Source organism: Aestuariimicrobium sp. Y1814 (genome assembly GCF_050113895.1).
Classification (GTDB): domain Bacteria; phylum Actinomycetota; class Actinomycetes; order Propionibacteriales; family Propionibacteriaceae; genus Aestuariimicrobium.
Map to the genome: position 1 here is coordinate 270,749 of NZ_JBNJRW010000001.1, position 23,708 is coordinate 294,456.

At 68.9% G+C, this 23,708-nt stretch carries 25 protein-coding genes and 4 tRNA genes; 8 read left to right on the forward strand and 21 right to left on the reverse strand.

The annotated features are described in order from the left end of the window. Positions 1 to 15: 15 nt before the first annotated feature. From mutA to meaB, 3 genes are read left to right on the forward strand one after another with little or no spacing between them, the layout of a single operon-like run. The gene (gene mutA, locus ACQE3C_RS01325) at positions 16 to 1,911 is read left to right on the forward strand and encodes a methylmalonyl-CoA mutase small subunit (protein ID WP_434537394.1); all 1,896 of its coding nucleotides are present in this window, start codon (positions 16 to 18) and stop codon (positions 1,909 to 1,911) included. After that, positions 1,908 to 4,091 (forward strand): methylmalonyl-CoA mutase, encoded by a 2,184-nt coding sequence (gene scpA / locus ACQE3C_RS01330; protein ID WP_434537395.1) that lies wholly within the window; start codon positions 1,908 to 1,910, stop codon positions 4,089 to 4,091. The genes mutA and scpA overlap by 4 nt, the downstream gene beginning before the upstream one ends. Continuing rightward, on the forward strand, positions 4,084 to 5,106 hold the full coding sequence (gene meaB / locus ACQE3C_RS01335) for a methylmalonyl Co-A mutase-associated GTPase MeaB (RefSeq protein ID WP_434537396.1): 1,023 nt from the start codon (positions 4,084 to 4,086) through the stop codon (positions 5,104 to 5,106). The genes scpA and meaB overlap by 8 nt, the downstream gene beginning before the upstream one ends. Positions 5,107 to 5,113: 7 nt before the next feature. On the opposite strand, the gene ACQE3C_RS01340 is transcribed toward meaB, so the two are convergent. The 15 genes from ACQE3C_RS01340 to thrS form a co-directional block, all read right to left on the reverse strand. Beyond that, positions 5,114 to 6,373: a YihY/virulence factor BrkB family protein gene (locus ACQE3C_RS01340; protein ID WP_434537397.1), complete on the reverse strand. Its 1,260-nt coding sequence runs from the start codon at positions 6,371 to 6,373 to the stop codon at positions 5,114 to 5,116. Between the two features lie 32 nt (positions 6,374 to 6,405). Further along, on the reverse strand, positions 6,406 to 6,984 hold the full coding sequence (locus ACQE3C_RS01345; RefSeq protein WP_434537398.1) for a MerR family transcriptional regulator: 579 nt from the start codon (positions 6,982 to 6,984) through the stop codon (positions 6,406 to 6,408). 181 nt (positions 6,985 to 7,165) lie between these two features. Next, the gene (locus ACQE3C_RS01350; RefSeq protein ID WP_434537399.1) at positions 7,166 to 7,630 is read right to left on the reverse strand and encodes a bifunctional nuclease family protein; all 465 of its coding nucleotides are present in this window, start codon (positions 7,628 to 7,630) and stop codon (positions 7,166 to 7,168) included. Positions 7,631 to 7,650: 20 nt separating this feature from the next. Beyond that, complete coding sequence (ftsR, locus tag ACQE3C_RS01355) at positions 7,651 to 8,358, reverse strand: transcriptional regulator FtsR (RefSeq protein WP_434537400.1); 708 nt, start codon at positions 8,356 to 8,358, stop codon at positions 7,651 to 7,653. Further along, complete coding sequence (locus tag ACQE3C_RS01360) at positions 8,358 to 8,849, reverse strand: FHA domain-containing protein (protein WP_434537401.1); 492 nt, start codon at positions 8,847 to 8,849, stop codon at positions 8,358 to 8,360. The genes ftsR and ACQE3C_RS01360 overlap by 1 nt, the downstream gene beginning before the upstream one ends. 136 nt (positions 8,850 to 8,985) lie before the next feature. Continuing rightward, a complete protein-coding gene (locus tag ACQE3C_RS01365) occupies positions 8,986 to 9,357 on the reverse strand; it encodes a glycine cleavage system protein H (RefSeq protein WP_434537402.1) in 372 nt (123 codons plus the stop codon). Between the two features lie 51 nt (positions 9,358 to 9,408). Beyond that, entirely contained in the window at positions 9,409 to 10,179 is a 771-nt protein-coding gene (locus ACQE3C_RS01370; RefSeq protein ID WP_434537403.1) for a DUF881 domain-containing protein, read from the reverse strand. Further along, on the reverse strand, positions 10,172 to 10,504 hold the full coding sequence (locus tag ACQE3C_RS01375; protein ID WP_434537404.1) for a small basic family protein: 333 nt from the start codon (positions 10,502 to 10,504) through the stop codon (positions 10,172 to 10,174). Before ACQE3C_RS01375 ends, ACQE3C_RS01370 begins: the two co-directional genes overlap by 8 nt. Continuing rightward, positions 10,501 to 11,283: a DUF881 domain-containing protein gene (locus ACQE3C_RS01380; protein ID WP_434537405.1), complete on the reverse strand. Its 783-nt coding sequence runs from the start codon at positions 11,281 to 11,283 to the stop codon at positions 10,501 to 10,503. The genes ACQE3C_RS01375 and ACQE3C_RS01380 overlap by 4 nt, the downstream gene beginning before the upstream one ends. A 35-nt stretch (positions 11,284 to 11,318) precedes the next feature. Then, complete coding sequence (gene pgsA, locus ACQE3C_RS01385; RefSeq protein ID WP_434537567.1) at positions 11,319 to 11,918, reverse strand: CDP-diacylglycerol--glycerol-3-phosphate 3-phosphatidyltransferase; 600 nt, start codon at positions 11,916 to 11,918, stop codon at positions 11,319 to 11,321. A 19-nt stretch (positions 11,919 to 11,937) separates the two neighbouring features. Beyond that, complete coding sequence (locus ACQE3C_RS01390; RefSeq protein ID WP_434537406.1) at positions 11,938 to 13,083, reverse strand: glycosyltransferase family 4 protein; 1,146 nt, start codon at positions 13,081 to 13,083, stop codon at positions 11,938 to 11,940. After that, positions 13,080 to 13,961: a phosphatidylinositol mannoside acyltransferase gene (locus ACQE3C_RS01395; protein WP_434537407.1), complete on the reverse strand. Its 882-nt coding sequence runs from the start codon at positions 13,959 to 13,961 to the stop codon at positions 13,080 to 13,082. Before ACQE3C_RS01395 ends, ACQE3C_RS01390 begins: the two co-directional genes overlap by 4 nt. 4 nt (positions 13,962 to 13,965) lie before the next feature. Further along, positions 13,966 to 14,607 (reverse strand): phosphatidylinositol phosphate synthase, encoded by a 642-nt coding sequence (gene pgsA, locus ACQE3C_RS01400; protein WP_434537408.1) that lies wholly within the window; start codon positions 14,605 to 14,607, stop codon positions 13,966 to 13,968. Further along, positions 14,600 to 15,157, reverse strand: a complete 558-nt coding sequence (locus ACQE3C_RS01405; RefSeq protein WP_434537409.1) for an HIT family protein — start codon at positions 15,155 to 15,157, stop codon at positions 14,600 to 14,602. Before ACQE3C_RS01405 ends, pgsA (ACQE3C_RS01400) begins: the two co-directional genes overlap by 8 nt. 3 nt (positions 15,158 to 15,160) lie before the next feature. Further along, positions 15,161 to 17,185 (reverse strand): threonine--tRNA ligase, encoded by a 2,025-nt coding sequence (gene thrS, locus ACQE3C_RS01410; RefSeq protein WP_434537410.1) that lies wholly within the window; start codon positions 17,183 to 17,185, stop codon positions 15,161 to 15,163. 99 nt (positions 17,186 to 17,284) lie between these two features. On the opposite strand from thrS, the gene ACQE3C_RS01415 reads away from it, so the two are divergent. Further along, a complete protein-coding gene (locus ACQE3C_RS01415) occupies positions 17,285 to 17,914 on the forward strand; it encodes a DUF2461 domain-containing protein (RefSeq protein ID WP_434537411.1) in 630 nt (209 codons plus the stop codon). A 24-nt stretch (positions 17,915 to 17,938) separates the two neighbouring features. Here ACQE3C_RS01415 and ACQE3C_RS01420 read toward each other — a convergent pair whose 3' ends face one another. Further along, entirely contained in the window at positions 17,939 to 18,451 is a 513-nt protein-coding gene (locus ACQE3C_RS01420) for a hypothetical protein (RefSeq protein WP_434537412.1), read from the reverse strand. 116 nt (positions 18,452 to 18,567) lie between these two features. On the opposite strand from ACQE3C_RS01420, the gene ACQE3C_RS01425 reads away from it, so the two are divergent. Continuing rightward, positions 18,568 to 19,596: a hypothetical protein gene (locus ACQE3C_RS01425; RefSeq protein ID WP_434537413.1), complete on the forward strand. Its 1,029-nt coding sequence runs from the start codon at positions 18,568 to 18,570 to the stop codon at positions 19,594 to 19,596. Here the strand turns inward: ACQE3C_RS01425 and ACQE3C_RS01430 are convergent. The 4 genes from ACQE3C_RS01430 to ACQE3C_RS01445 form a co-directional block, all read right to left on the reverse strand. Beyond that, a complete protein-coding gene (locus ACQE3C_RS01430) occupies positions 19,560 to 19,979 on the reverse strand; it encodes an HIT family protein (RefSeq protein WP_434537414.1) in 420 nt (139 codons plus the stop codon). The two genes, ACQE3C_RS01425 and ACQE3C_RS01430, sit on opposite strands and share 37 nt — an antisense overlap. Positions 19,980 to 20,068: 89 nt before the next feature. After that, positions 20,069 to 20,144 (reverse strand) — tRNA-Val (locus ACQE3C_RS01435). 1 nt (position 20,145) lies between these two features. After that, a tRNA-Cys gene (locus ACQE3C_RS01440) sits at positions 20,146 to 20,216 on the reverse strand. 49 nt (positions 20,217 to 20,265) lie between these two features. Beyond that, positions 20,266 to 20,338: transfer RNA gene (locus ACQE3C_RS01445), tRNA-Gly, on the reverse strand. A gap of 169 nt (positions 20,339 to 20,507) precedes the next feature. Here ACQE3C_RS01445 and ACQE3C_RS01450 point away from each other — a divergent pair. The 3 genes from ACQE3C_RS01450 to ACQE3C_RS01460 all read left to right on the forward strand — a co-directional run bounded on the left by ACQE3C_RS01450 (position 20,508) and on the right by ACQE3C_RS01460 (position 22,635). Next, a tRNA-Val gene (locus tag ACQE3C_RS01450) sits at positions 20,508 to 20,579 on the forward strand. Positions 20,580 to 20,715: 136 nt separating this feature from the next. Next, complete coding sequence (locus tag ACQE3C_RS01455) at positions 20,716 to 21,708, forward strand: YihY/virulence factor BrkB family protein (RefSeq protein ID WP_434537415.1); 993 nt, start codon at positions 20,716 to 20,718, stop codon at positions 21,706 to 21,708. A gap of 87 nt (positions 21,709 to 21,795) precedes the next feature. Continuing rightward, positions 21,796 to 22,635 carry a sirohydrochlorin chelatase gene (locus tag ACQE3C_RS01460; RefSeq protein ID WP_434537416.1) on the forward strand — a complete coding sequence of 280 codons (840 nt, stop codon included), beginning with the start codon at positions 21,796 to 21,798 and terminating at the stop codon, positions 22,633 to 22,635. A 28-nt stretch (positions 22,636 to 22,663) separates the two neighbouring features. Here the strand turns inward: ACQE3C_RS01460 and ACQE3C_RS01465 are convergent, their stop codons facing one another. Further along, on the reverse strand, positions 22,664 to 23,656 hold the full coding sequence (locus ACQE3C_RS01465; RefSeq protein WP_434537417.1) for a PPK2 family polyphosphate kinase: 993 nt from the start codon (positions 23,654 to 23,656) through the stop codon (positions 22,664 to 22,666). Between the last annotated feature and the right edge of the window lie 52 nt (positions 23,657 to 23,708).

Consider the following 23,708-nt stretch of genomic DNA (forward strand, 5'->3'; position numbering starts at 1 on the left):
CGGGTCGGCGGTGGAATGCTACTCAGAGAGGTGTCGCCGATGAACTCCGATGCGGCGGACTCCCTGCTCCTGGCCGGGGACTTCGAAGTTCCCACCGATGAGCAGTGGCAGGCCGAAGTCCAGAAGGTCCTCAACCGAGGGCGGCCCGAGGGCAAGCAGCTCACTGCGGAGCAGGCCCTGGCCCGGCTGCGCACGACCACCGTTGATGGTCTGGAGATCGAGCCCCTGTACACCCGCGAGAACGCTCCGGAGCACCTGGGCGCGGCGGGGGTGGACCCCTTCACCCGCGGCTCGGTCGTCAAGGACGGGGACCCGGTCGGCTGGGACATCCGGCAGTACCACGAGGACCCCGACCTGGCGTTCACCAAGAAGCAGATCATGGCCGACATCGAGCACGGCGCCACCTCGCTGTGGCTGCGGCTCGACCCTGACGCCATCCCGGCCAGCGCCCTGGCCGATGAACTGAGCGAAATCATCCTCGACCTGGCTCCGGTCTCCGTGGTCAGCCACACCGACCAGGCCGCCGCCGCCCAGGCACTCTACGACGTGTGGAAGAACAGCGGTCGTCCGCTGGACAAGCTGGTCGGCAACCTGGGCATCGACCCGTTCGCGCTGGCCGCGCTGACCGACCAGCCCGTCGACCTGGCCCCGCTGTCGGAGTGGGCCTCCCGGGCGCTGGCGGAGTTCCCCGTCGCCCGCTCGCTGACCGTCGACGTGTTGCCCTACCACGAGGCGGGGGCTGCGGAGGTCGACGAGACCGCCTTCGCCATCGCCACCGGCATCGAGTACCTGCGGGCCCTCGAAGCCGCCGGCATCAGCGCCGCCGATGCCTTCGGCCAGATCGCCTTCCGGCTGCCGGCCACCACCGACCAGTTCCTGACCATCGCCCGGCTGCGGGCGCTGCGTCGCCTGTGGGCCCGGGTCGGTGAGGTCAGCGGGGTGGCTGCCGACAAGCGCGGCGCCCTCGTGCACTCGGTCACCTCACCGCGGATGTTCACCCGCGACGACCCCTACGTCAACATCCTGCGCACCACCATCGCCACCTTCTCGGCGGCTGTCGGTGGCTCGAACATCGTCACCACCCTGCCGTTCGACACGGTCGTGGGCCTGCCCGGCGACTTCAGCCGTCGCGTGGCCCGCAACGTCCAGGTGGTGCTGTCCGAGGAGTCGAACATCGCCCGCGTCAACGACCCGGCCGGTGGCTCCTGGTACGTCGAGTCGCTCACCGACCAGATCGCCCAGAAGGCATGGGCGCGCGTGCAGCAGATCGAGGCGGACGGTGGCTTCGGCCAGGCGTTCTCCGGCGGTGCGGTGGCAGCGGCCATCGAGGCCACCACCACCGAACGCAACACCCGCCTGGCGAACCGGACGCAGCCGCTGACCGGCGTGAGCATGTTCCCCATGCGCGACGAGAAGCCCATCGAGGCGCGTCCTCGTCCGGAGGCCTCGCACACCCGCGAGCAGTTCCCGCTGCGCCGTGACGCGGTGATCTTCGAAGCCCTGCGGGACCGCTCGGCCGCCGCCGGGAACCCGTCGGTCTTCCTGGCCGCCCCGGGCACCCGCCGCGACTTCGCGGGCCGGCTGGGGTTCGCCGAGAACGTCGAACTGATCGCCGGCTTCGGCATTCCCACCACCGAAGGCACCGACCCGGCCACCTTCGCCAGTGAGTTCAGGGCCTCCGGCGCCAAGGTCGCCGTGCTGTGCAGCTCGAAGGGCGTCTACGTCGAACACGCGCTGCCGGTCGCCAAGGCCCTCAAGGACGCCGGGGCGGTGAAGGTCTACCTGGCCGGCTCCACCAAGGAACTGGGCGACCAGGACCACACCGGGCTGGTCGACGGGACCATCTTCGCCGGCATGGACGTCGTCACCCACCTGAACGAGATCCTCGACACCGTGGAGGCATCAGCATGAGCATCCCCAATTTCAGTGACATCGAACTGGGCGCGGGGGCCCCACCCGCCGACGCCGCCGAGACCTTTGCCGGCCTGTCCGCCGGCGCCGAGGTGTGGGAGACCGCGGAACTGATCCCGGTCAAGAACCAGTACGACGAGTCCGACTACGCCGGGCTGGATTTCCTGGACACCCGTCCGGGCCTGCCCCCGTTCCTGCGTGGACCCTACGCCACCATGTACACCTCCCGGCCGTGGACGATCCGCCAGTACGCGGGCTTCTCCACCGCCGAGGAGTCGAACGCCTTCTACCGCCGCAACCTCGCGGCCGGCCAGAAGGGCCTGTCGGTCGCCTTCGACCTGGCCACCCACCGCGGCTACGACTCCGACCACCCACGGGTGACCGGTGACGTGGGCATGGCCGGTGTGGCCGTCGACTCGATCCTGGACATGCGCCAGCTGTTCGACGGCATCCCGCTGGACCAGATGTCGGTGTCGATGACCATGAACGGCGCCGTGCTGCCGGTGCTGGCGATGTATGTGGTGGCCGCTGAGGAACAGGGTGTCAAGCCCGACCAGCTGGCCGGGACGATCCAGAACGACATCCTCAAGGAGTTCATGGTTCGCAACACCTACATCTACCCGCCGACACCGTCGATGCGGATCATCTCCGACATCTTCGCGTTCACCAGCGCGAACATGCCGAAGTTCAACTCGATCTCCATCTCCGGCTACCACATGCAGGAGGCCGGCGCCTCGCTCGACCTGGAGCTGGCCTACACGCTGGCCGACGGCATCGAGTACCTGCGTGCCGGTGAGTCGGTGGGCCTGCCGATCGACAAGTTCGCCCCCCGGTTGTCGTTCTTCTGGGCCATCGGCATGAACTTCTTCATGGAGGTCGCCAAGATGCGCGCCGGGCGCCTGCTGTGGGCCCGGTTGACCCGTGAAGCCGGCGCCACCAACCCGAAGTCGATGAGCCTGCGCACGCACTCGCAGACCTCGGGCTGGTCGCTGACCGCACAGGACGTCTACAACAACGTCACCCGGACCGGTATCGAGGCCATGGCCTCGACCCAGGGCCACACCCAGTCGCTGCACACGAACGCGCTGGACGAGGCGATCGCGCTGCCGACCGACTTCTCGGCCCGGATCGCCCGCAACACCCAGCTGTTCCTGCAGCAGGAGTCGGGCACCACGCGGGTGATCGACCCCTGGGGTGGGTCGGCCTACGTCGAGAAGCTCACCTACGACCTGGCTGCCAAGGCATGGGAACGCATCCAGGAGGTCGAGCAGGCCGGTGGCATGGCCAAGGCCATCGAGGCAGGCATCCCCAAGATGCGCATCGAGGAGGCCGCGGCCCGCACCCAGGCCCGCATCGACTCCGGCCGCCAGCCGGTGATCGGGGTGAACAAGTACCAGCTCGACCACGAGGCCCCGCTGGAGGTCCTCAAGATTGACAACGCCGAGGTGCGCCGCAGCCAGATCGCCAAGCTCGAGAAGCTGCGCGCCGAGCGTGATTCGCAGGCTGTCGAGGCCGCCCTGGAGAAGCTGACCTGGGCTGCCGCCAACCCGGACCCGACCGATCCGGAGCGCAACCTGCTGAAGCTGTCGATCGATGCAGCCCGCGCGCGGGCGAGCATCGGTGAGATTTCTGACGCGCTGGAGAAGGAGTTCGGGCGCTACCAGGCACAAATCCGTACCATCTCTGGTGTGTACAGCAAGGAATCCGGGGACACCCCCGCCGTGGCCGAGGCACGTGAGCTGGTCGAGGAGTTCGAGAAGACCGAGGGACGTCGTCCGCGCATCATGGTCGCCAAGATGGGCCAGGACGGTCACGACCGTGGCCAGAAGGTGATCGCGACCGCCTATGCCGACCTCGGCATGGACGTCGACGTCGGCCCCCTGTTCCAGACCCCTGAGGAGGCAGCCCGTCAGGCCATCGAGGCCGACGTCCACATCGTGGGTGTCTCCTCCCTGGCAGCGGGGCACCTGACGCTGGTGCCGGCGCTGCGCGCGGAGCTGGACAAGCTGGGTCGTCCCGACATCATGATCGTCGTCGGTGGCGTCATCCCCGAGCAGGACTTCGAGGAACTCCGTGAGAACGGTGCCGACGACATCTACCCGCCCGGCACCGTCATCCCGAACGCGGCAGCATCCCTGCTGAAGCGGCTGCGGGTGCGACTGGACGAGGCCCGTGCCTGACCCGTACGCCCTCGATGCGTTGGTGGGCGGGATCCTGGAGGGATCCCGCCCACACATCGCCCGAGCCATCACCCTGGTCGAGTCCAAGCTGCCCGCCCACCGTGATCGCAGCCGGGAACTGCTGCGGGAACTGGCCACCCACACCGGCACCGACACCGTCCGGGTCGGCATTTCCGGGGTTCCCGGGGCCGGCAAGTCCACCTTCATCGATGCCCTGGGCACCCGGCTGGTCGACGCCGGCCACAAGGTGGGGGTGCTGGCGGTTGACCCGTCCAGTTCCCGCACCGGTGGCTCGATCCTGGGCGACCGGACCCGGATGGGTGAACTCGCCAGCCGCGAGAACGCCTACATCCGCCCCTCTCCCAGCGGCAACCACCTCGGCGGTGTGGCGCGTGCCACCCGCGAGTCGATGCTCATCCTGGAGGGCGCCGGCTTCGACGTGATCATCGTCGAGACCGTCGGCGTCGGCCAGTCGGAGGTCGCGGTCTCGGGCATGGTCGACACCTTCCTGATGCTGGCCCTGGCCAGGTCCGGTGACCAGTTGCAGGGCATCAAGCGCGGCATTCTCGAAATGGTCGACGTGATCGGCGTCAACAAGGCCGACGGCGACCGCGAAGGGGACGCGCGGGTGGCCGCCCGCGAGATGCGGATTGCCATGAAACTGATCTCTTCGGCCGAGGAGCACCGCATTCCCCAGGTGCTGCCCTGCAGCGCCTACACCGGGATGGGCCTGGACGAGCTGTGGAAGGCCGTCCTCGACCACCGCGCCGACCTCGAGGCATCGGGTGGCCTGGCCACCCGCCGCGCCCAGCAGCAGGTCGACTGGCTGTGGGCGATGGCTGAGGAGGAGGTCCGTTCCAGCCTGCACCGCAGCGAATCCGTCCAGGCGGTGCGCGCCGGCCTGGAGCAGCAGATCGCCTCAGGACAGCTCAGCGCACTCGAGGGTGTGCAGGAGTTGTTGAGCCGGTGGCGCCAGGACGTGATCAACTCCGGCGCGGAGCTGTTCCGGCTCTGAGGTTGGGTTACTGGTCCTTCTTGCGTCCGAACAGCTTCTTGGCCGCGGACGTCAGCGCGACCAGCAGCGCCCCGGCACCGAGCCCGGTGGCCGTCCCGGCGACCCACCCGGCGCGCATGCCGACCTTCACCGAGCGTGCGGCGACCGGTTCGGAGACCATCCGGTCGGGGTTCGGCTGCGGGTAGTCGTCCAGGGTGACCAGCTTGGGCCGGTAGGGCAGGTGCTGGTGCGGGCGGGCGGTGGTGAGCACGCTGGGGATCTCATCGCGTGACAGCTTCACCTCGGAATCGGCCCGCAGTTCGGCGCGTTCCTGGTCGGCCTGCGCCCAGTGGTCGTCGGCGGCAATGGTGTCGTCACGCTGGCGCAGCGGCTCGTCGGCGGCGTTGTAGTGGAAGGCCACGGCCGGCTGCTTGTCGGTGGCGATCCAGCAGCCGATGAACAGGATGATCCTGGCGAACAGGTTCATGAACAGCATCAGGATGATCACCGGCCCGAACAGCGCAGCTGCCCGGTTGTTCGAGAAGACCCCGATCAGGGCACTGGCGCCGATCTGCAGGGCGGTGAAGGCGACCGCGCCGATCACCGAGCCGACCATCTTCACCTTGCTCGGACGATGGTCATTGGGCAGCAGCGTGAAAATCAGCATGAACAGCAGCCACGCGGCGACCAGGGTCAACAGGGTGCTGGCCGAGCGCAGTAGCAGGTTGCCACCGGGCCAGTGCCGGATGTTCAGCAGCCCGGCCACCCAGTCGGTCAGCGCGGTGCCACCGATCGACATGCCGAAGGTGACCAGCACCCCGACCAGCAGCAGGAGCAGGGTGGCCAGATTCGCCAGCGTGGTGACCACGATGTTGCGCTTGGACTCCACGTACTCGAACTCGGGGCGCCACTGGGCGTTGATGGCATTGCGCAGGTTGCCGATCCAGCCGGACCCGGCGTATGCCAGCGACACCAGGCCGACGATGCCGACGGCGCGCCAGTTGCGCAGGTAGTCGACGATCAGGTCGCTGAGCTGGGTGCCGGTCTCACTGCTGAGCCGTTCGGTGAGCAGGTCACTGACGGCGGTCATCCAGTCCGGGCGCAGGACCGTCAGGGTCATGCCCAGCATCGAGAAGGCGAACATCAGGATCGGCACCAGCGCCAACACCGAGAAGTAGGTGATGGCGGCCCCGAACTGGTTACCCAGGCGGTTGCCGAAACGCAGGTTGGCCCGCAGCAGGTGGGCGATGGTGGGGTGGGCCAGAATCGCGTCCAACCTCTGCTTCACGGGCACTCTCCTGTCGGCTCGGGCCCGATCGGTCAGGCCAGCTTCTTGCGGCGGCGACGACTCACTTCGTCATCGGACACGATAACGGGCGTGGCCTCTGCGCGCTCGGTCGGGAGCTCAGCCAGTGAACCCTCGAGGTCACGCCAAACGCCGCCGAGGGCGATCGCGAACATGCCCTGGCCACCGTTGAGCAGGTCGATGATCTCGTTGTTGGAGGTGCACTCGTAGACCGAGACGCCATCGCTCATCAGGGTGACCTGGGTGAGGTCCTGCACCCCGCGCTGGCGCAGGTGGTCGACCGCGAGTCGGATCTGCTGCAGCGAGATGCCGGCGTCGAGCAGCTTCTTGATCACCTTCAGCATCAGGATGTCGCGGAACGAGTACAGCCGCTGCGAACCCGAGCCTTCGGCGGAACGCACGCTGGGGACGACCAGGTCGGTGCGGGCCCAGTAGTCGAGCTGGCGGTAGGTGATGCCGGCCGCACCGCAGGCCACCGGCCCACGGAAGCCGAGGTCCTCGGGCAGGGGTGCGAAGTCGCCGTCGAACAGGGTGCCCTGCAGGTCCACCTTGTCGGTGGCCTCAGATCGCGGGGATCCAGCGCTGGTGCTCATTGTGGGTTCCTTCGTGGTGCCGTGCCAACACCTGAAAACCTAGTTGCCGCCGACCCCCGGACCCCGGCGGACACGCCGCCAACCACTGGCCGACCCCGTCCGAGTTCGGACGAGTGCCGGTTGACTAGGGGTTTCGTGGCATCCATGGGGTGAACCGCCTCTTGAGGGTTCGAGTTCGGGCTCAGGCCTCGAAGTCGTCGGCGTTGACGTTGTCGAGGAATTCGCGGAACTTCTCCACATCATCCTCCGGGACGGCTTCCTCATCGGTGATGCCGGCTTGTTCGAGCACCTGGTCGGTGCAGGTCAGGGTCAGCCCCGAGCGCAGCGACAGCGCGGCGAGGTCGGAGGGGCGGGCGGTGAGCACGTGGCCGTCGACCACCAGCTCGGCATTGAACACCCCGTCCCGCACGTCGGTGATGCGCCCCTCGAGCTGGGTGTGGCCGAGTTCGGTGAGCATGCTGGCCATCAGGTCGTGGGTCAGCGGCCGCGGGGGAACCTGGCCCTCCATCGCCGTGAGGATGGCCCTGGCCTCGGCATGCCCGACCCAGATGCTGAGTTGGCGCGCGCCATCCTGCTCACGCAGCAGCAGGGTGGGAACCTGTCCCGCCCAGTCCATCACGACCCCGATCACATCCAGCTTCGGCATGGCCACCACGATACTCGTCCTCAGGGCTCGAGCATGGTGTGCATCATCGCGGCGTGGGCGTGCAGCACCAATCGGGTCACCTCACTGGCGGCCTCACTGGCGTGGGTGCGGCGCCGCACGAACGGGGCGATCGCCTGCTCCACCAGCCCGGCCTCCCGCTCGGCGGCCTGCTTGATGGCCCGCAGGTGTCGGGTGTCCATGCCGTAGGGCGCCAGCTTGGTGGCCACGACGCAGATGGTGAGGGCCTCACGGCCGTAGTAGCTGGTGCCCCGCTTGGGGCCGACGATCTGCAGCCTTTCGAGGTCGAGCAGCGTGGCTTCGGAGACCCCGCTGGCCGAGATCAGTTCCCGGCGAGACATCCGCACCGGACGCGGGGGCTCCCGGTCCCGGCGGGCGGGTTCCGGGCGGTGCTCGGCCGAGGCGGAGGTGTCCACCGGGGTCGGCTGGGTGGGGGGCGCGTCGAGGCTGGGCGGCTCTCCCCCGGCGTCCATCACGTCGAGGTGGTCCTTGATGACTTTCAACGGGAGGTAGTGGTCACGCTGGACCCGCAGGATGTAGGCGAGCCGGTCGATGTCGACCTGCGCGTACTTGCGATAGCCCGAGGGGGCGCGCTCCGGCGACAACAAGCCTTCGCTCTCGAGGAATCGAATCTTCGAGATCGAAATGTCGGGGAACTCGGGCTTGAGGATGCTGAGGACCTGCCCGATGCTGCGCATCGGCGAAGCCATCAAGCCATCCCTGACTCGCTCACGCAGAAGACCATGCGGTACTTGCCGATCTGCACCTCATCGCCCTGGTTCAGGGGGGCCGGCTGGTCCACCAGAACACGGTTGACGTAGGTGCCGTTCAACGAGCCCAAGTCCTCCAGGGAGAATCCCTCCTGGCTGCGGACGAAGCGGCAGTGGTGCCGCGACACGGTGATGTCGTCCAGGAAGATGTCGGACTTGGGGTGGCGACCGGCGGTTGCCTCGTCGGTGTCGAGCAGGTACCGCGCGCCGGTGTCGGGCCCCCGTTCGACCAGCAGCAGCGCGTTGCTGGCCGGCAGGTCTCGGATGGCGGCCAACACCTCGGTCGACTGCTCGCCGGCCGGGCGGGTGTCCTCGGTGATGATGGGGATGGTGCGTGTGGTGTCACTGGTGCTGGTCAGTTTCGTCCCGCACTGGGCACAGAAGTTGCTCCCCGCGGCGTTCGCGTGGCCACACGCTGGGCAGTCGACCATCGTTTCTCTTCCTCGTCATTCTGGCGGCGCCTCCGGCGCCAGCCACATCATGGTGGAGTTCGTCCATTCTAGGGAGGTGTCGGCCACCGCGTGGGAACCACCCGCCGCGAGCCCTTGCCGAATCAGGGCCCGGGGCTCATTCACCCACGAAATTCTCGTAGCCCTCGGCGTCCATCAGCGGCAGTTCACCGACCAGTTCGGTGGGCGCCAGTTCGACGTCGAACAGCCAGCCGGCGCCGTACGGGTCGGCCCGAACCAGCTCGGGCTGGCTGCCCAGGGCCTCGTTGACGGCGGTGACGATGCCGGTGACCGGGGCGACCACGGTCTCACTCGAGTTCGGCCCCACCAGCTCGCCGCACTCGTCGCCGGCACGCAGCGCCGCGCCGACCGTGGGCAGGCTGACGTGGATCACCGTCCCCGCGGTCTCGGCCCAGTAGTCGGTGCCGCCGACCCGCAGCTCCCGCCCGTCACCGAGCCGGACCCACAGGTGCTGCATGCTGTACCTCACGTCCGAAGGAAATCGCGACACGGGAACCCTCCTTGATCAGGTGGCTCCAGCCTAGACCGGCTCGGCCCACTGCGGGACGACAGGGGTGTGCAGGGACTGGATGAGAATGCGTTCGGCGGCTGCGATCACCACCCGCGCCCCGACTTCGGGGGCCTGCGCCCGGCTGACCAGGCCGCCGCGGAACCTGGCGCCCTCCTCGAGGCTGTGCGGGTCACCGATCACCTTCATGACGTAGGGCGGGCTGATGGCGGTGCCATCGACGCTGATCGGGCTCTGCCCGTTGCCGAACCAGCTCGAGGCGACGATGCGCACGCCGTTCAGCTCGATCACCTCGGCCCCGGCGTCGCGCATCTCTTCGATGCCGTCGAGCAGCAGTTGTGGGGTCACCTTGCCGGCCTCGTCGTGGATGGTGATGGTGATGCCGGGCCCCTCGGCCGGGGCGGTGCCGGCCAGGATGGACAGGTCCTGGATGCGTTTGTTGGCCTGCGCCTGCGCGACGCGGCGGTTGTCGGCGCCGGTCTGCAGCTGCCGCTTGGCGGCCTCCTGCTCGGCGATCTGTTCGCGCAGGTCGTTGTTGCTCTTGTTCAGCTGGTCGAGCAGCCCGATCAGCTCGTCACGCCGCAGGGACGAAAAACTCTCATCGGCCCGGTTGGCGCGGAACTGCCAGACGGTGGCCATCGCGACCAGGCCGAGCACCACCGCCAGCACCAGCTGCGCCTTGCTGGGGCGCAGGAAGGAACGAAGCATGGCGGCGGCTGCGGGCCGCTGCCGGGGCGTGCTGGTCTCGGAGGCGCTGGTCTCGGGGGCGCTGGTTTCAGGCATGCAGGATCGCCCTTCGGATGGCGGCGGCGTTGTTGAAGATGCGGATGCCGAGCACCACCACGACCCCGGTGGACAGCTGGCCACCAACCCCGATCAGGTCACCGAGCCAGACGATCAGCGCGGCGATCAGCGTGTTGCTGAAGAACGAGACCACGAACACCTTGTCGGCGAAGGTGCCCTCGAGGTAGGCACGCAGGCCACCGAACAGGGCATCGAGCGCGGCGATGATCATGATGGGCAGGTAAGGGGCGAGGAAGGCCGGCAGGGTGGGCTCGAGCAGCAGCCCCAGCACCACCCCCAGCACGAGGCCCAGGACAGCGATCATTGGGGTGGCCCCGCCTTCTGGATGTTGAGCCCGGGGTCGGCGTTCAGGGTCAGGCTCCTGCTCACCGACACGTCATAGCGCATGTCGTAGTTCTGGTGCAGGTACTCCCACCAGGTCGCCCCGGTGGTGGTGGCCCAACGGGCCGGGAGGGTGTCCGGGTCGCCGATGGCCTCGACGGTGTACGGCCTGGTCAGGGAGGTGTAGTCGACGGTGATGGCGCTGCCGGCTCCGCGGATGGCCGTGCGGGAACTGAGCCGGTGGCCGTTGATGGCGATCGCCTCGGCGCCGGCCGCCCACAGCCCGTTCACGAGTTGGCGCAGGTCCTGGTCGAGCACCTGCGACACGTCGCTGTCCTGGGTGGTGGAGTCGTCCACGATGATCACCACCCCGGGGCCGGTGACGGCCGTGGCCCCCGACAACACCCCGAGGGTGCTCAGCTGCGCGGCGGTGCTGGAGTCCTTGCCGACTGCCTGGGCCTGCAGCTGTTCGACCTCGGCATCGACCTCAGTGAGTTGGCGGCGCAGCTCGGCCTGGTCGTCCTGCTGGGCGCGGACCTGGTTGATGAGCGCGGCACGTTCCGTGGCGGCCTGCGGCTGGGCTCGCAGGTTCTGCACGGCCGCCACCCCGAGCAGCACCCCCGCCAGCAGCACCGTGATGATCAGCAGCCCGCGTCGACGGGGGGCCGGGCCGTCGCGGTGGGCCGCGGCGTAGCCGGGGTCCAGACTGGTCGCGGCGAGCTCGGTCAACAATGACATGCTCTCATCCGGGCGTCGGGCCATGGTGGCCAGTGTAGGTGCCCCGCCGGGTGGGTTGGTCAGACCCGCGGGTGGGAGCGCAGCAGCGCGATCGTCTGGCGCACGTAGAGCACCCCGGCCCACCAGTAGAGCCACGAACCCCACAGCGCAGAGGCCCAGCCGACCACCCGGGCCACGGCATGCCAGGTGGTGTCGCCGTCGCCGAGCAGCACCAGCGGGAAGGCGTAGAGCAGGCAGAAGGTGGCGGCCTTGCCGATGAAGTGCACCGGCAGGCTGGTGTAGCCGCGTGACTTCAGCAGCGGCACCATGCCGAGCAGCAGCAAGTCGCGGGCGGCCAGCACCACCAGCAGCCACCAGGGCACCAGTTCGCGCACCGCCAGGGCCACCACGATGGCCAGGATGTAGAGCCGGTCGGCCACCGGGTCGAGCATTTGCCCGACACGGGAGGTCTGCTTCCAGCGCCGTGCCAGGAAGCCGTCGAGCCAGTCGGTGAACCCGGCCAAGGCCAGCACCAGCACCGCGATCAGGTCCGAACCGGGCAGTGACTGCGGCGGGGCCAGGACCAGCCAGACGAACAACGGGACACCAACCAGCCGCGCGAAGGACAGCAGGTTGGGAATGGTCAGGACCCGGTCGGTGTCGTAACTGGGCTCGTCCAGCGGTTCGACGTCGACTCGATCAGCGTTGGCGAGTTGGTCGTTGTGGGCCACGGCCCCAGCCTACAGAGGCGTAGACCCCCGCCACCTCCTGGCCGATGACCGACCAGTCGTAGGTCATCGCATGCTCCCAGCCGGCGGCGCGCCGCGCGGGTGAGGGGTTCTCGAGCACCCTGATGACCTGTTCGGCCAGCGAATAGGGGTCCCCGGTCGTCGCGAGGGTGCCGACCAGGTCCTGATGGTCGTCGATGAGGACGTCACGGAAGGCGGGCAGGTCGCTGGCCACCACGTCCGCTCCGGCGGCGAGCGCCTCGAGCAGGACGATGCCGAAGCTCTCCCGGCCCGTGTGCGGTGCGACGTAGACGTCGCTGGCGCCGAGCACCTCGTCGCGCTCCCGGTCGTCGACGTAGCCGAGGAAGCGGATGCTCGGCAGCGCCCGCGGCGTGCCCTCCCCCACCACGCACACCTCCAGGTGCGGCACCCGGTGGCGGATCAGCGGCAGCGCCTGGGTGAGCACCTCGAAGCCCTTGCGGGGCTCGTCGTAGCGCCCGACGAAGGTGATTCTGGGGCCGGGGCTGCCACGCCACCAGGTCCGGTCGAGGTCGTCGGGTCGGGCGCCGAGGCTGATGCCGTTGCCGATGATGACCGGGTCGAGGCCGAGGTGGCGCCGGGCCACCTCGTGGGCCGCCGGTGAGACGGCGATGCCGGCGTCGACCCGGCCGATGGTGCGCCGCAGGTGGCGTCGGGCGGCCGAGAGCCTGGAGTCCGCCGAGGTGGCGGTGTGGAAGGTCGCCACCACCGGGCAGCGGGCCTGCCACAGGGCGAACAGGGCGATGCTGGGGGTGATCGGTTCGTGCAGGTGCACGATGTCGGGCTGGACCCGCCGCAGCCAGGCCCGCACCCTGGCGGCCGCCAGTGGGCCGAAGCTCAGCCGGGCCACCGACCCGTTGTACCGCAAGGGCACCGCCGTCCCGGTCGAGGTGTACTGCTCGGGCCGCAGCCCTGCGGCCTGCAACATGGCGGCTGTGGGACGGCCAGGGCCCAGGACCTGCACCCGGTGCCCCTGGCCGCTCAGCCACCCGGCCAGGCCGAGCACGTGGTTCTGCACGCCGCCCGGCGCGCTGAACGAGTAGGGGCAGATCAGCCCGATCGTGGACGGTGCGGTCATGGCGCCCGGTCGAAGAAGGGTTGCAGCATGTGCCAGTCGTGGGGGTGTTCGCGGATCTCGGCGGCGAAGAAGTCGCACAGTTGCTGGGTCATCGAGGTGAGCCGCTCCCGGTGGGTGTCGGCAGCGGCCGGCGGCGCGAGCGCCTCTGAGACGACCAGCCGCATGCGTCGTCCCTCGTAGTGACAGGCCACCCCGAACAGGGTCGCCCCCGAACGCAGCGCCACCTGGGCGGGCCCGGGCGGCATGCTGGCCGGTCGTGGTCCGGCACCGGTGTGCCAGGTGACGGGGATGCCCCGGCGGGAGAAGTCCCGGTCAGCCAGCAGGCAGACCAGCTTCGTGTGGTGCACGTCATCGACCAGGTTGCGCAGCACCTGCGGGTCACGGTGGCCGTAGACGCTGAACCCGAGCGCTTCACGCAGCCGGACGAAGACCTCGAACTCCTCGGGCACCAGTTCCTCGGCGACGGTGGAGACCGGCATCCCACGCCGGCAGACCCAGGCCCCGGCCAGGTCCCAGGACCCGGAATGCGGCAGGCCGAGCACCGCCCCGCCCTCGGCCATCGCCCGGCTCAGGCGCTGCCACTGGTCGGGGGACATCACGGCGCGGCGTTCGAAGTCGGCGGGTGACCAGTGCACCAGCTGCAGGGAGGTGATGGTGTTGCGCGCCCAGGACCACAAGCCCCGGACGACATCGACCCGGCGCGGGGTTCGTCCGGTCATCGTGGCGAAGTTGCGTGCCCAGCGCAGGGTGGGCTGGTTCGGCACGACGCTCATCACCAGCGCGCCGACCCCGACCAGGGGCCACCACAGGGGCCAGGGCACCCGGCTGACGAGCAGCCAGGCGCGGGCCCGCAGACGGAACCCCATGGGTGTCGTCATCGGCTCAACCCGTCGCCGAGGTGGTCTGGGTGTGCACCTGGGCCATCCGCTGGGCGACCGTGACGGCACCGGCGACCACCAGCCAGGCCAGGGCCGCGGGCAGGGCCCACCCGAGCCACCCGAGCCAGCCGGGCAGCAGGCCCGAGGTGGCCAGGCCGGTCAGCAGGATGCCCAGCCCGAGGGCGACCAGCCGGTCGGCGCGGGCGGCCAGCCCACCGGCCACCACGACCCCCAGCGATTCCCCGCGGGCCTTGGTGTAGCTGGTGACCTGGCCGATCACCAGGGCGGCCATCGCCGCACCGGCCCACAGGCGGGACTCCCCCGGCCCGGCGTAGTACAGCGCCACCCCCATGAACAGCGCGCCGTCGGCGATCCGGTCAAGGGTCGAGTCGAGGAAGGCACCCCAGGTGGTGGGTCGCCCGCTGAGCCTGGCCATCTGCCCGTCGATGCTGTCGGCGCACACCAGCACGGTCAGCACGATGGTGGCCTGCCACAGCCAGCCCTGCGGCAGCATCACCAGCGCGGCCACCACGGTCAGCAGGGTGCCGGCCCAGGTCACCACGTCGGGGCTCAGCCCGGCGCGCAACAGCAGCCGGGCCGGTGGGGTCATCACGACCCCCCAGCCCCGCCGGAAGCGTTCAAGCATCGCTGCGCCAGTTGTCGGCCAGCAGCGTCCGGGTGTCGCCCAGCAACTGCGGCAATGCACGGGTCTGGCCGATGATCGGCAGGAAGTTCGAATCGCCCTGAAAGCGCGGGACGATGTGCTGGTGCAGGTGCGCGGCGATGCCGGCCCCGGCCACGGCCCCCTGGTTCATGCCGAGGTTGAACCCGGCCGGGCCCGAGACAGCCCGCAGCGTGGTCATCGCCTCGCGGCTGAGCCGGCCGACCTGCATCATTTCGTCCCTGGTCAACTCGGTGAAGTCGGCCACGTGGCGGTAGGGGCAGACCAGCAGGTGGCCGGGCGAATACGGGTAGAGGTTCATCACCACGTAGGCGAGCTCACCCCGGTGCACCACCAGGCCCTCGTCATCGGGCAGGCCGGGCACCCGGCAGAACGGGCACTCATGGCCGCGGTCGGGGGTGCTGGGCTTGTTCTCGCCCTGGATGTAGGCCATCCGGTGCGGGGTCCACAGCCGTTGGAACTGGTCGGGCACACCGGCGTACTCGAACGACTCGTGAACCTCGCCCGGTTCCATGGCTCAGCCCTCCTCGGCGGCGGACGGGTTGGCGTTGGAGCGCGACCGCACGACCTGCACGATCTCGGCCACCGCCTCGTCCACGGGCACCCCGTTGCGCTGGGAGCCGTCGCGGAAGCGGAACGACACCGCCCCGGCTTCACGGTCCTCGCCGCCGGCGATCAGCATGAACGGTGCCTTCGACTTCTGGGCGTTGCGGATCTTCTTGCCGAACCGGTCGTCGGACAGGTCGAGCTCGACGCGGATGCCCTCGGCCCGCAGCTTGGTCGCGACCTGTTCGAGGTGATCGTTGAACTCGTCGGCAACCGGGATCCCGAGCACCTGCACCGGCGACAGCCAGGCCGGGAAGGCGCCGGCGTAGTGCTCGGTGAGCACCCCGAAGAAGCGTTCGATCGACCCGAACAGTGCGCGGTGGATCATCACCGGACGCTGCCGGCTGCCGTCGCTGGCGGTGTACTCCAGCTCGAACAGCTCCGGCTCGAAGAAGTCGAGCTGGATGGTCGACAGCTGCCAGGTGCGCCCGATGGCGTCCTTGGCCTGCACCGAGATCTTCGGCCCGTAGAAGGCCGCACCGCCCGGGTCGGGCACCAGCGCCAGCCCGGAGGCCTCGGCGACCTCGGCCAGGGTCTGGGTGGCTTCCTCCCAGGTCTGCTCGTCGCCGACCGACTTCTCGGGGTCGCGGGTGGACAGCTCCAGGTAGAAGTCGTCGAGCCCGTAGTCCTTCAGCAGGTCGAGGACGAAGCCGAGCAGCGAGGTCAGCTCGTCCTTCAGCTGTTCACGGGCGCAGTAGATGTGGGCATCGTCCTGAGTGAATCCGCGGGCGCGGGTCAAGCCGTGGACCACCCCCGACTTCTCGTAGCGGTAGACGCTGCCGAACTCGAACAGCCGCAGCGGCAGCTCGCGGTAGGAACGCCCACGGCTCTGGAAGACCAGGTTGTGCATCGGGCAGTTCATCGGCTTGAGGTAGTAGTCGACGCCCTGCTTGGTGATGTTGCCCTCGGCGTCACGTTCCTCGTCCATGTGCATGGGCGGGTACATGCCGTCGGCGTACCACTCCAGGTGCTTCGAGGTCTCGAACAGGTTCGCCTTGGTGATGTGGGGGGTGCTGACGAACGAGTAGCCGGCCTCGATGTGGCGCCGGCGGCTGTACTCCTCCATCTCGAGCTTGATCATGGCGCCCTTGGGGTGGAACACCGGCAGGCCCGAGCCGATCTCGTCGGGGAAGCTGAACAGGTCGAGTTCGGCGCCCAGCTTGCGGTGGTCGCGCTTGGCGGCCTCCTCGAGGCGGGTCAGGTGGGCGGTCAGGTCGTCCTTGGTGGCCCAGGCGGTGCCGTAGACCCGCTGCAGCGAGGCGTTGCGCTGGTCACCGCGCCAGTAGGCCGCCGAGCTGCGGGTCAGGGTGACGGCGTTGAGGTAGCCGGTGTGCGGCACGTGGGGGCCGCGGCACAGGTCCTTCCAGGCGACCGAGCCGTCGCGGCGCGCGTTGTCGTAGATGGTCAGCTCACCGGCACCGACCTCCACCGATGAACCGTCGTCGTCGGACGACTCGGACTTCTGCTCGATCAGTTCCAGCTTGAAGGGTTCGCCGGCGAGTTCGGCGCGCGCCTCATCGTCAGTGACGACACGGCGCACAAACTTCTGGCGTTCCTTGATGATGCGGCCCATCTGCTTCTCGATGGCCTTCAGGTCCTCCGGGGTGAGCGGGTCGACCTGGAAGTCGTAGTAGAAGCCGTCGGTGATGGGCGGGCCGATGCCGAGCTTCGCGTCGGCGTGCAGGTTCTGCAGCGCCTGGGCGGTGACGTGGGCAGCTGAGTGGCGCACGATCGACAGGCCCTCGGGGCTGGTCATTTCGACGGGCTCGACGGTGTCGCCGTCGGCCAGTTCGCGTGACAGGTCACGGGTCTCGCCATTGACCCGCATGGCGACGATCGAACGGTCGCCGCCGAACAGGTCGAGGCCGGTGGTAGTCGCCTCGACCGCCTGCTGGTTGGTTTCACCTGCACGGACGACCAGGACTGTGATGGACACCGGGTTTCCTCTCTCGACGGGCGGCCCCGCTCGGGGCCACCTGTCATTCTGCCGCAAGCCCGGCTGTGGTGGTAAACCATTCTGCGTAGGCTCGCCGCCATGACCTTCAGCGGCATCCCCCACGACGCGATCACCTTCTACCGCGAGCTCGAACTCAACAACAGTCGCGAGTGGTGGCAGGCCAACAAGCAGCGCTACGACGAGGTCGTCCGGGGCCCGTTCGAGCAGCTGGCCGGGATGCTCGAGCCGGTCTTCGGTGAGCCCAAGGTCTTTCGGCCCCACCGTGACGTGCGGTTCAGCCACGACAAGTCGCCCTACAAGCGCCACCAGGGCCTGTTCGTGCCGACGATGCCGCGCGCCGGGTGGTACTTCCAGGTCGATGCCGAGGGCATCCGGATGGGTGGCGGTTCGTATCACTTCGACGGTGGGCAGCTGGCCGGCTACCGGGCGTCGGTCGCTGAAGAGGTGCACGGACGACGGCTCGAGCGGGTGGTCGCCGAACTGGTCGAGGCCGGCTACGAGCTGGGCGGGGAGCAGTTGGCGACCCGCCCGCGCGGAATCGCTGCGGATGCGCCGCGCCTGGACCTGCTGCGCCGCAAGGCGCTCAACGCGATGCTGGTGCTGGGTGAGCCGGACTGGATGGCCACCGCCGAGCTGGCCGAGTACGTCCACGACTGCTGGGACGAGGTGCGCCCGCTGGTCGACTGGCTGCGTGACTGCGTGGGCTGACTGGGGCCTGCCTGCCTGGACGGCTCAGGCGCCGGGCTCGGGGTGGTCCCCGAAGGTGTCCCAGTCGCCGAACGCCGGACGTGAGCGCCAGTGGCCGGAGACGTCGAAATTGCGGTACTGCGTGATCCGAGCGTCCGGCGCGGGCTTGACGACCTCGCGGCAGGTCGCCGTACCGTCCTCGCGGAAGACCCACGCCTTGTGCGCCACGGACTCCATGAAGCCCAGGGGGCCGGCTGCGTCGTCCGGGTAGACGTGCACTTTGTAGTTGTCCAGGAAGAGCCGGTCCTCGCCCGCCCGGAAGGAGTAGTCGAAGGTCTGGGTGATCGAGCCGTTCGCGTCGTACTTGCGCACCCGGACGTGGGTGCCCCCCACCCCTAGGATCAGCGTGAAGTCCGGCACGGCGCGTCCTTCTTCGACCTTGCTCACCGAGAGCTGCGGCCCGTCAGCGAACCGGCGCCGGGCGCTCAGCTCGTCGATCTCGTTGATCGGCTTCTTCAGCGAGAGGTTCCAGTCGTGACCGTAGCGGTAGGTCGTCATGGGCGTGCCCTCCTGGCGTAGTGGTGCAACCCATCATCGCGTGCCGGGAACAAGGACGCCCGCGACCAGGCCTTCATTGACTGCGCCACTCGCGGTAGCGCTGTCATGATAGAGGCATGGCTGAAGATGTGGGCCGACCCGGGTGGCAGCGGTTCCGGACGGTCCTGGCGGTGGTGCTGCTCACCCTGGCGGTGACGCTCGCGCCAGTGGCTGCCGTGGGGACCTGGGCGAGGGCCCAACTGGTCGACACCGAACGGTTCGTGGCCACCTTCGCCCCGCTGGCGCACGACCCGGAGGTCCAGGAGTTCATCGTGACCCAGGTCACCGACGCCATTGACACCAACCTCGACCTGGACCAGGTGATCAACGACCTGGTGGAAGGCCTGATCCCGCTCAACCTCTCCCCCCGGGCGCTGGCCGCGATCCGCATCTTGAGCGGGCCGGCAGCCCAGCAGGTGCGCGAGATGATCCACGAAGCGACCGAGTCACTGGTGTCGTCGACCCGCTTCGCAGCGCTGTGGGAAGTGTCGCTGCGGCGGGCCCACCTGGTGTCGACCTCGGCGCTGAACGACGAACCGGGTGCCCTGCTGAGAATCTCGGACGAGGGCATGCTCACCCTGGAACTGGGCCCGGTCGTCGCGCTGGTGAAGCAGGGGCTGCAGGATCGTGGGTTCGAACTGGCCAGGCTCATCCCCGAGGTCACCCGGTCGGTGCCCCTCGTCCGGGTCGAGCACCTGAACGTGGTGAAAACCGTCTACCAGGTAGCTGTTGTCGCCGGGTACTGGTCGCCGTGGGTCGTCATCGGTCTGCTGGCGGCGGGAGTGCTGGCGGCTCGGCAGCGGCTGCGGGCCCTCGGGTGGGCCTGTGTCGGGCTCACCGGCGCCTTCCTGCTGCTGGGGACGGCCTTCGGGATCGGGCGGCGGCTGTTCATCAGCGGCCTCAGCCCCTCGATCATGCCTGCCGGTACCGCTGCAGTGGTGTGGGATCGCGCCACGGTGCTGATGGGGCCGCTGATCACCACCTTGACCCTGCTGGCCGGGGTGGCGGCCCTCGCCCTGTGGCTGGTGGGGCCCTCGTCGACGGCGGTGGCCCTGCGTGCCCGTGCTCGTCAGTGGTCCAGGGCCGAGCGCAGCAGCGCGGCGTAGGCAGCGGCCTCGCCCGTGGCGTACCTGGTGCGGGGCCAGAAGAATCCCCGCAGCCCGTCGCCCTTGGTGCGTGGGACGACGTGGATGTGCAGGTGCGGCACCGACTGGCTGACCACGGTGTTGATCGCGGTGAAGCTGCCCTGGGCGCCGAGCCCGGTGCGCATCGCCGCGGCCAACCGGGTCACCATGGTGAACAGGGGTGCGAACAGGTCGGCGGGAAGGTCTTCCAGGGTGTCGACGTGGGTGACCGGGCAGACCAGGACGTGTCCTTTGTACAGCGGCCGGTGGTCCAGGAAGGCGATCACCTGCTCGTCGCGGTGGACCACCTCGGCGTCGAGGTCGCCGGCCACGATTCGGCACACCACATCAGCTTGCGCGTCCATGTCACCCATCATCGCGTGCCCCATCATCGCGTGCCGGGAACGAAGAAGCCCCCGACCAGGCTTTCTGCCTGATCGGGGGCTTCCCCTTGTGGTGGGCGGTACCAGATTTGAACTGATGACCTCTTCCGTGTCAGGGAAGCGCGCTACCAGCTGCGCCAACCGCCCGAGGTGGAGACGGGATTTGAACCCGTGTACACGGATTTGCAGTCCGTTGCCTCGCCTCTCGGCCACTCCACCAAGGAGAAGTGACCTCAAACCTTTGTTGTAGAGGGCTGAGACCCTTCCGAGCGGACGACGAGATTCGAACTCGCGACCCTCACCTTGGCAAGGTGATGCTCTACCAACTGAGCCACGTCCGCATGCCCTGTGCTGTTCGGCCGTTTCCGACCTCCCGTTCTCGGGGCGTTGAAAACCATAGCCCACATCTTGCGAGGTGCACAAATCGGGGTCCGGTGAGCGTGTCTGACGGACGATCCAGGCCCTCGATTGGCAGGTCGCGGCAGGCTGCGCTAGAGTAATTCCTCGCACGGTCGATTGGCGCAGTGGTAGCGCGCTTCGTTCACACCGAAGAGGTCACTGGTTCGAACCCAGTATCGACCACCCGTTCGAAACGGCTCCTGACAAGCGGAAACGCAGTCGGGAGCCGTTTTGTTTCCCGGTGTCGTGCCGCAGACGTGCAACAACGCCCCGGCGGGGCAGGCAGGCCACGAGCCCGCGCCGTGGCAGCATGCACAGCATGATCACGGGAACGGTGCCGGGCAAGCCCGCGTTCCTGAAACGCCTGCTCGAGGACCCCGACCCGGGCTGGCTCAAGCGCCTGCTGCTCAACATCGTCCGGATGCTGTGGCGCACCATCGGCAGCTGCCTGCGCTACCGGGTCACCGGACTGGCCGCCGAGTCGGCCTTCTTCATGGTGCTGTCCCTGCCACCACTGCTGTTCGGCCTGGCCGGCGGGGTCGGGTTCATCGCCCAACGGTTCAGCGCCGAGGCGGTCGCCAATTTCCGCAACCAGCTGCTCGAGCTCGCCTCGCACCTGCTCACCGACGAGGCGCTGACCCAGGTGCTCGCCCCCACGCTGGACGAGGTGCTCGGCCGCGGCCGGGTCGACGTGGTCTCCATCGGCTTCGTGATCGCACTGTGGTCGGGGTCGCGGGCGCTGGCGGTCTTCCTCGACACGGTCACGATCATGTACGGCCACCACGGCCAGCGCGGCCCGATCCACAGCCGCGCCCTCAGCGTCGGCGCCTACTTCGCCATGCTGGCGCTGGCCGCGTTCTTCCTGCCGCTGGCGGTCGCCGGCCCCGGCCTGCTGCGTCGGCTGCTGCCCGACCAGTGGGACTGGTTGGTCGCCGGCTACTGGCCCGTCGTGCTGATCGGGTCGGTGGCCCTGCTGACCACCATCCTGAACTGGGCCGTCCCGGTGCGCCGCCGGTGGTGGGCCGACCTGCCGGGCGCCGCGCTGACCCTGGCCGTCTGGTTGGGCGGCTCGGCCCTGGTCCGGCTGATGCTCGCCGCGCAGCTGGGCACGGGGTCGCTGTACGGCCCCCTTTCGGCGCCGATCGGCCTGCTGGTGTGGCTCTACCTGTCGGCCTTCGCGGTGCTGCTCGGTGCCGCCTTGAATGCCGCCATCGAGTCGGTCTGGCCCCGCTTCTCGGGCATCAGCGAACAGACCGCCCACGAGCTCCAGGAACGCAGCGAGGAGCCGTCTGACGCTGGGACCATCATGTGAGATTGCCGTTCCGCCATGCGGACACTAGTCTTGCCGTCAGGATCGGGCAGACCCGATACTGACTCAATCCCCGGAAAGGTTCATCCCATGTCTTCTGCCCCAGCTCTGGTGATGCTGGCGCATGGGTCGGACCATCCCGCCGAGGAAGAAGTCGCCCGCGACCTCAGCCGTCGCCTGCAGACCCTGCGCCCCGGGCTCTCCATCAACCTGGCCTTCCTCGACCCCGGCACCCCCTCGGGCGAAGACGAGGTGAACCGGCTGGTGGCCGAGGGCTTCGTCGAGATCGTGTTCATCCCCCTCGACCTGGCCAGGGCCGTCGAACCCGACGATGCCGCCACTGCCCTGCTGGCACGGGTTCGCGAGCAGCACCCCACCATCAAGATCACCTCGTCGCGACCCATCGGCCCGGCGACCTCGCTGTTGAGTGTGGTGGACGAGCGGCTGCGCGCGGCGCTGCGAGCCACCCACACTGTCGAACTGGACGGCCTGGTGTTGTCCCTGCCCCAGGCCGGTGACGCCCGCGGCAACGCCCTGGTGGCGCGCCGGGCCCGGCAGTGGTCGAACCACCACAAGCTGCCCGTGGTGGTCTCGGTCGCCGACGGGTCGGGCCCCAGCCCCGCCAGCGCGATCGCGGCGCTGCGCGCCCAGGGCCGCCGCCACATCGCGGTCGGCAGCCTGTTCATCGGCGAGACCTCGGCCTTCTCACTGCAGGCCGAGCAGTCCCGCACCGCGGGTGCGGTGGCGGTCAGTGCACCGCTGGGCGCTGACGACCGCGTGCTGGAACTCGTGATGGCGCGCTACAGCTACGCCGCCATGGAGATGCTGGACGACGAAGCACTCGGCGCGGGCGGCGACCTCGACACGCTGGTGGGCGAGGAGCCCAGCGACCCGCCCAGCGACGAACCGGTGATCGTCCACGGGGACTGAACCCGCCAGCCCCCGCGGGCGACCGGGGTCAGCTGGCAGCCAGCTTCGCCTTCTGCTCCTCGACGTCGTAATCGGCTTCGGGCCACGACAGGTCCAGCGCCTCGAGGTGTTCCAGCAGCAGCTGCGCCACCGCCCAGTTGCGGTACCACTTGCGGTCGGCGGGGATCACGTACCACGGCGCGACGTCGGTGTTGCAGCGCTCCAGGGCGTCCTCGTAGGCCTCCATGTACTGCGGCCACTTCGCGCGCACCACGAGGTCACCCTCGTTGTACTTCCAGTACTTGTCGGGCCGCTCGAGGCGCTCCATCAGGCGTTCCTTCTGCCGCTCGAAGGACACGTTGAGGAAGCACTTGACCAGAGTGATCCCCTGCGCGGCCAGGCCGGCCTCGAATGCGTTGATCCGCTCGTAGCGTGATTCCCACTCCGACTGCTCGACCAGTTCGTCAACGCGGACGATCAGCACGTCCTCGTACTGCGACCGGTCGAACACACCGATCTGGCCGGGGCCGGGCAGCGCCTTCTCGATGCGCCACAGGAAGTCGTGCTCCAGTTCCTCCTTGGTGGGCGACTTGAAGCTGGTGATGTCCACGCCCTGCGGGTCGACCATGCCCACCGCGTGGCGGATCACCCCGCCCTTGCCGGAGGTGTCCATGCCCTGCAGCAGCAGCAGCAGCCGCGGCGCGGTCTCGGGGTTGGCCCGACCGGCGGCGAACAGCCTCTCCTGCAGGTCGGTCAACCGCGGCAGCATGTCGAGCTTCACGTTGTCGCGGTCGTCCTTGCCCTTCTTGCTGGGGTAACCCAGGGTGTGGCGGGTGTCGTGGGTGGACAGGTCCACCGGGCCCTCCGGCAGGCGCAGCAGCGCCGACAGGCCGCCGTCGGGCACCACTGACGGGATCGGGTGCGGCGGCTCGTAGTGGGGCTCGGCCGGCTTCTTGACGGGCTTCTTCGCCGCCGGCTTCTTCGGGGCAGCCTTCTTTGCGCTGGGCTTCCGCTTCGTCGCGGTCTTCTTCGTGGTGGCCATCAGCCCATTGTGTCCCACACCGGCAACAGCCGTCGATGATTGTGCGGTGCGG

Coding starts and splice junctions, on each gene's coding strand:
- mutA (WP_434537394.1), top strand. CDS start 16: ATGCTACTCAGAGAGGTGTCGCCGATGAACTCCGATGCGGCGGACTCC.
- scpA (WP_434537395.1), top strand. CDS start 1,908: ATGAGCATCCCCAATTTCAGTGACATCGAACTGGGCGCGGGGGCCCCA.
- ACQE3C_RS01345 (WP_434537398.1), bottom strand. CDS start 6,984: ATGAGCACCAGCGCTGGATCCCCGCGATCTGAGGCCACCGACAAGGTG.
- ACQE3C_RS01350 (WP_434537399.1), bottom strand. CDS start 7,630: ATGCCGAAGCTGGATGTGATCGGGGTCGTGATGGACTGGGCGGGACAG.
- ftsR (WP_434537400.1), bottom strand. CDS start 8,358: ATGGCTTCGCCGATGCGCAGCATCGGGCAGGTCCTCAGCATCCTCAAG.
- ACQE3C_RS01360 (WP_434537401.1), bottom strand. CDS start 8,849: ATGGTCGACTGCCCAGCGTGTGGCCACGCGAACGCCGCGGGGAGCAAC.
- ACQE3C_RS01370 (WP_434537403.1), bottom strand. CDS start 10,179: ATGCCTGAAACCAGCGCCCCCGAGACCAGCGCCTCCGAGACCAGCACG.
- ACQE3C_RS01375 (WP_434537404.1), bottom strand. CDS start 10,504: ATGATCGCTGTCCTGGGCCTCGTGCTGGGGGTGGTGCTGGGGCTGCTG.
- ACQE3C_RS01380 (WP_434537405.1), bottom strand. CDS start 11,283: ATGGCCCGACGCCCGGATGAGAGCATGTCATTGTTGACCGAGCTCGCC.
- ACQE3C_RS01390 (WP_434537406.1), bottom strand. CDS start 13,083: ATGACCGCACCGTCCACGATCGGGCTGATCTGCCCCTACTCGTTCAGC.
- ACQE3C_RS01395 (WP_434537407.1), bottom strand. CDS start 13,961: ATGACGACACCCATGGGGTTCCGTCTGCGGGCCCGCGCCTGGCTGCTC.
- pgsA (WP_434537408.1), bottom strand. CDS start 14,607: ATGCTTGAACGCTTCCGGCGGGGCTGGGGGGTCGTGATGACCCCACCG.
- ACQE3C_RS01405 (WP_434537409.1), bottom strand. CDS start 15,157: ATGGAACCGGGCGAGGTTCACGAGTCGTTCGAGTACGCCGGTGTGCCC.
- ACQE3C_RS01415 (WP_434537411.1), top strand. CDS start 17,285: ATGACCTTCAGCGGCATCCCCCACGACGCGATCACCTTCTACCGCGAG.
- ACQE3C_RS01420 (WP_434537412.1), bottom strand. CDS start 18,451: ATGACGACCTACCGCTACGGTCACGACTGGAACCTCTCGCTGAAGAAG.
- ACQE3C_RS01425 (WP_434537413.1), top strand. CDS start 18,568: ATGGCTGAAGATGTGGGCCGACCCGGGTGGCAGCGGTTCCGGACGGTC.
- ACQE3C_RS01430 (WP_434537414.1), bottom strand. CDS start 19,979: ATGGACGCGCAAGCTGATGTGGTGTGCCGAATCGTGGCCGGCGACCTC.
- ACQE3C_RS01455 (WP_434537415.1), top strand. CDS start 20,716: ATGATCACGGGAACGGTGCCGGGCAAGCCCGCGTTCCTGAAACGCCTG.
- ACQE3C_RS01460 (WP_434537416.1), top strand. CDS start 21,796: ATGTCTTCTGCCCCAGCTCTGGTGATGCTGGCGCATGGGTCGGACCAT.
- ACQE3C_RS01465 (WP_434537417.1), bottom strand. CDS start 23,656: ATGGCCACCACGAAGAAGACCGCGACGAAGCGGAAGCCCAGCGCAAAG.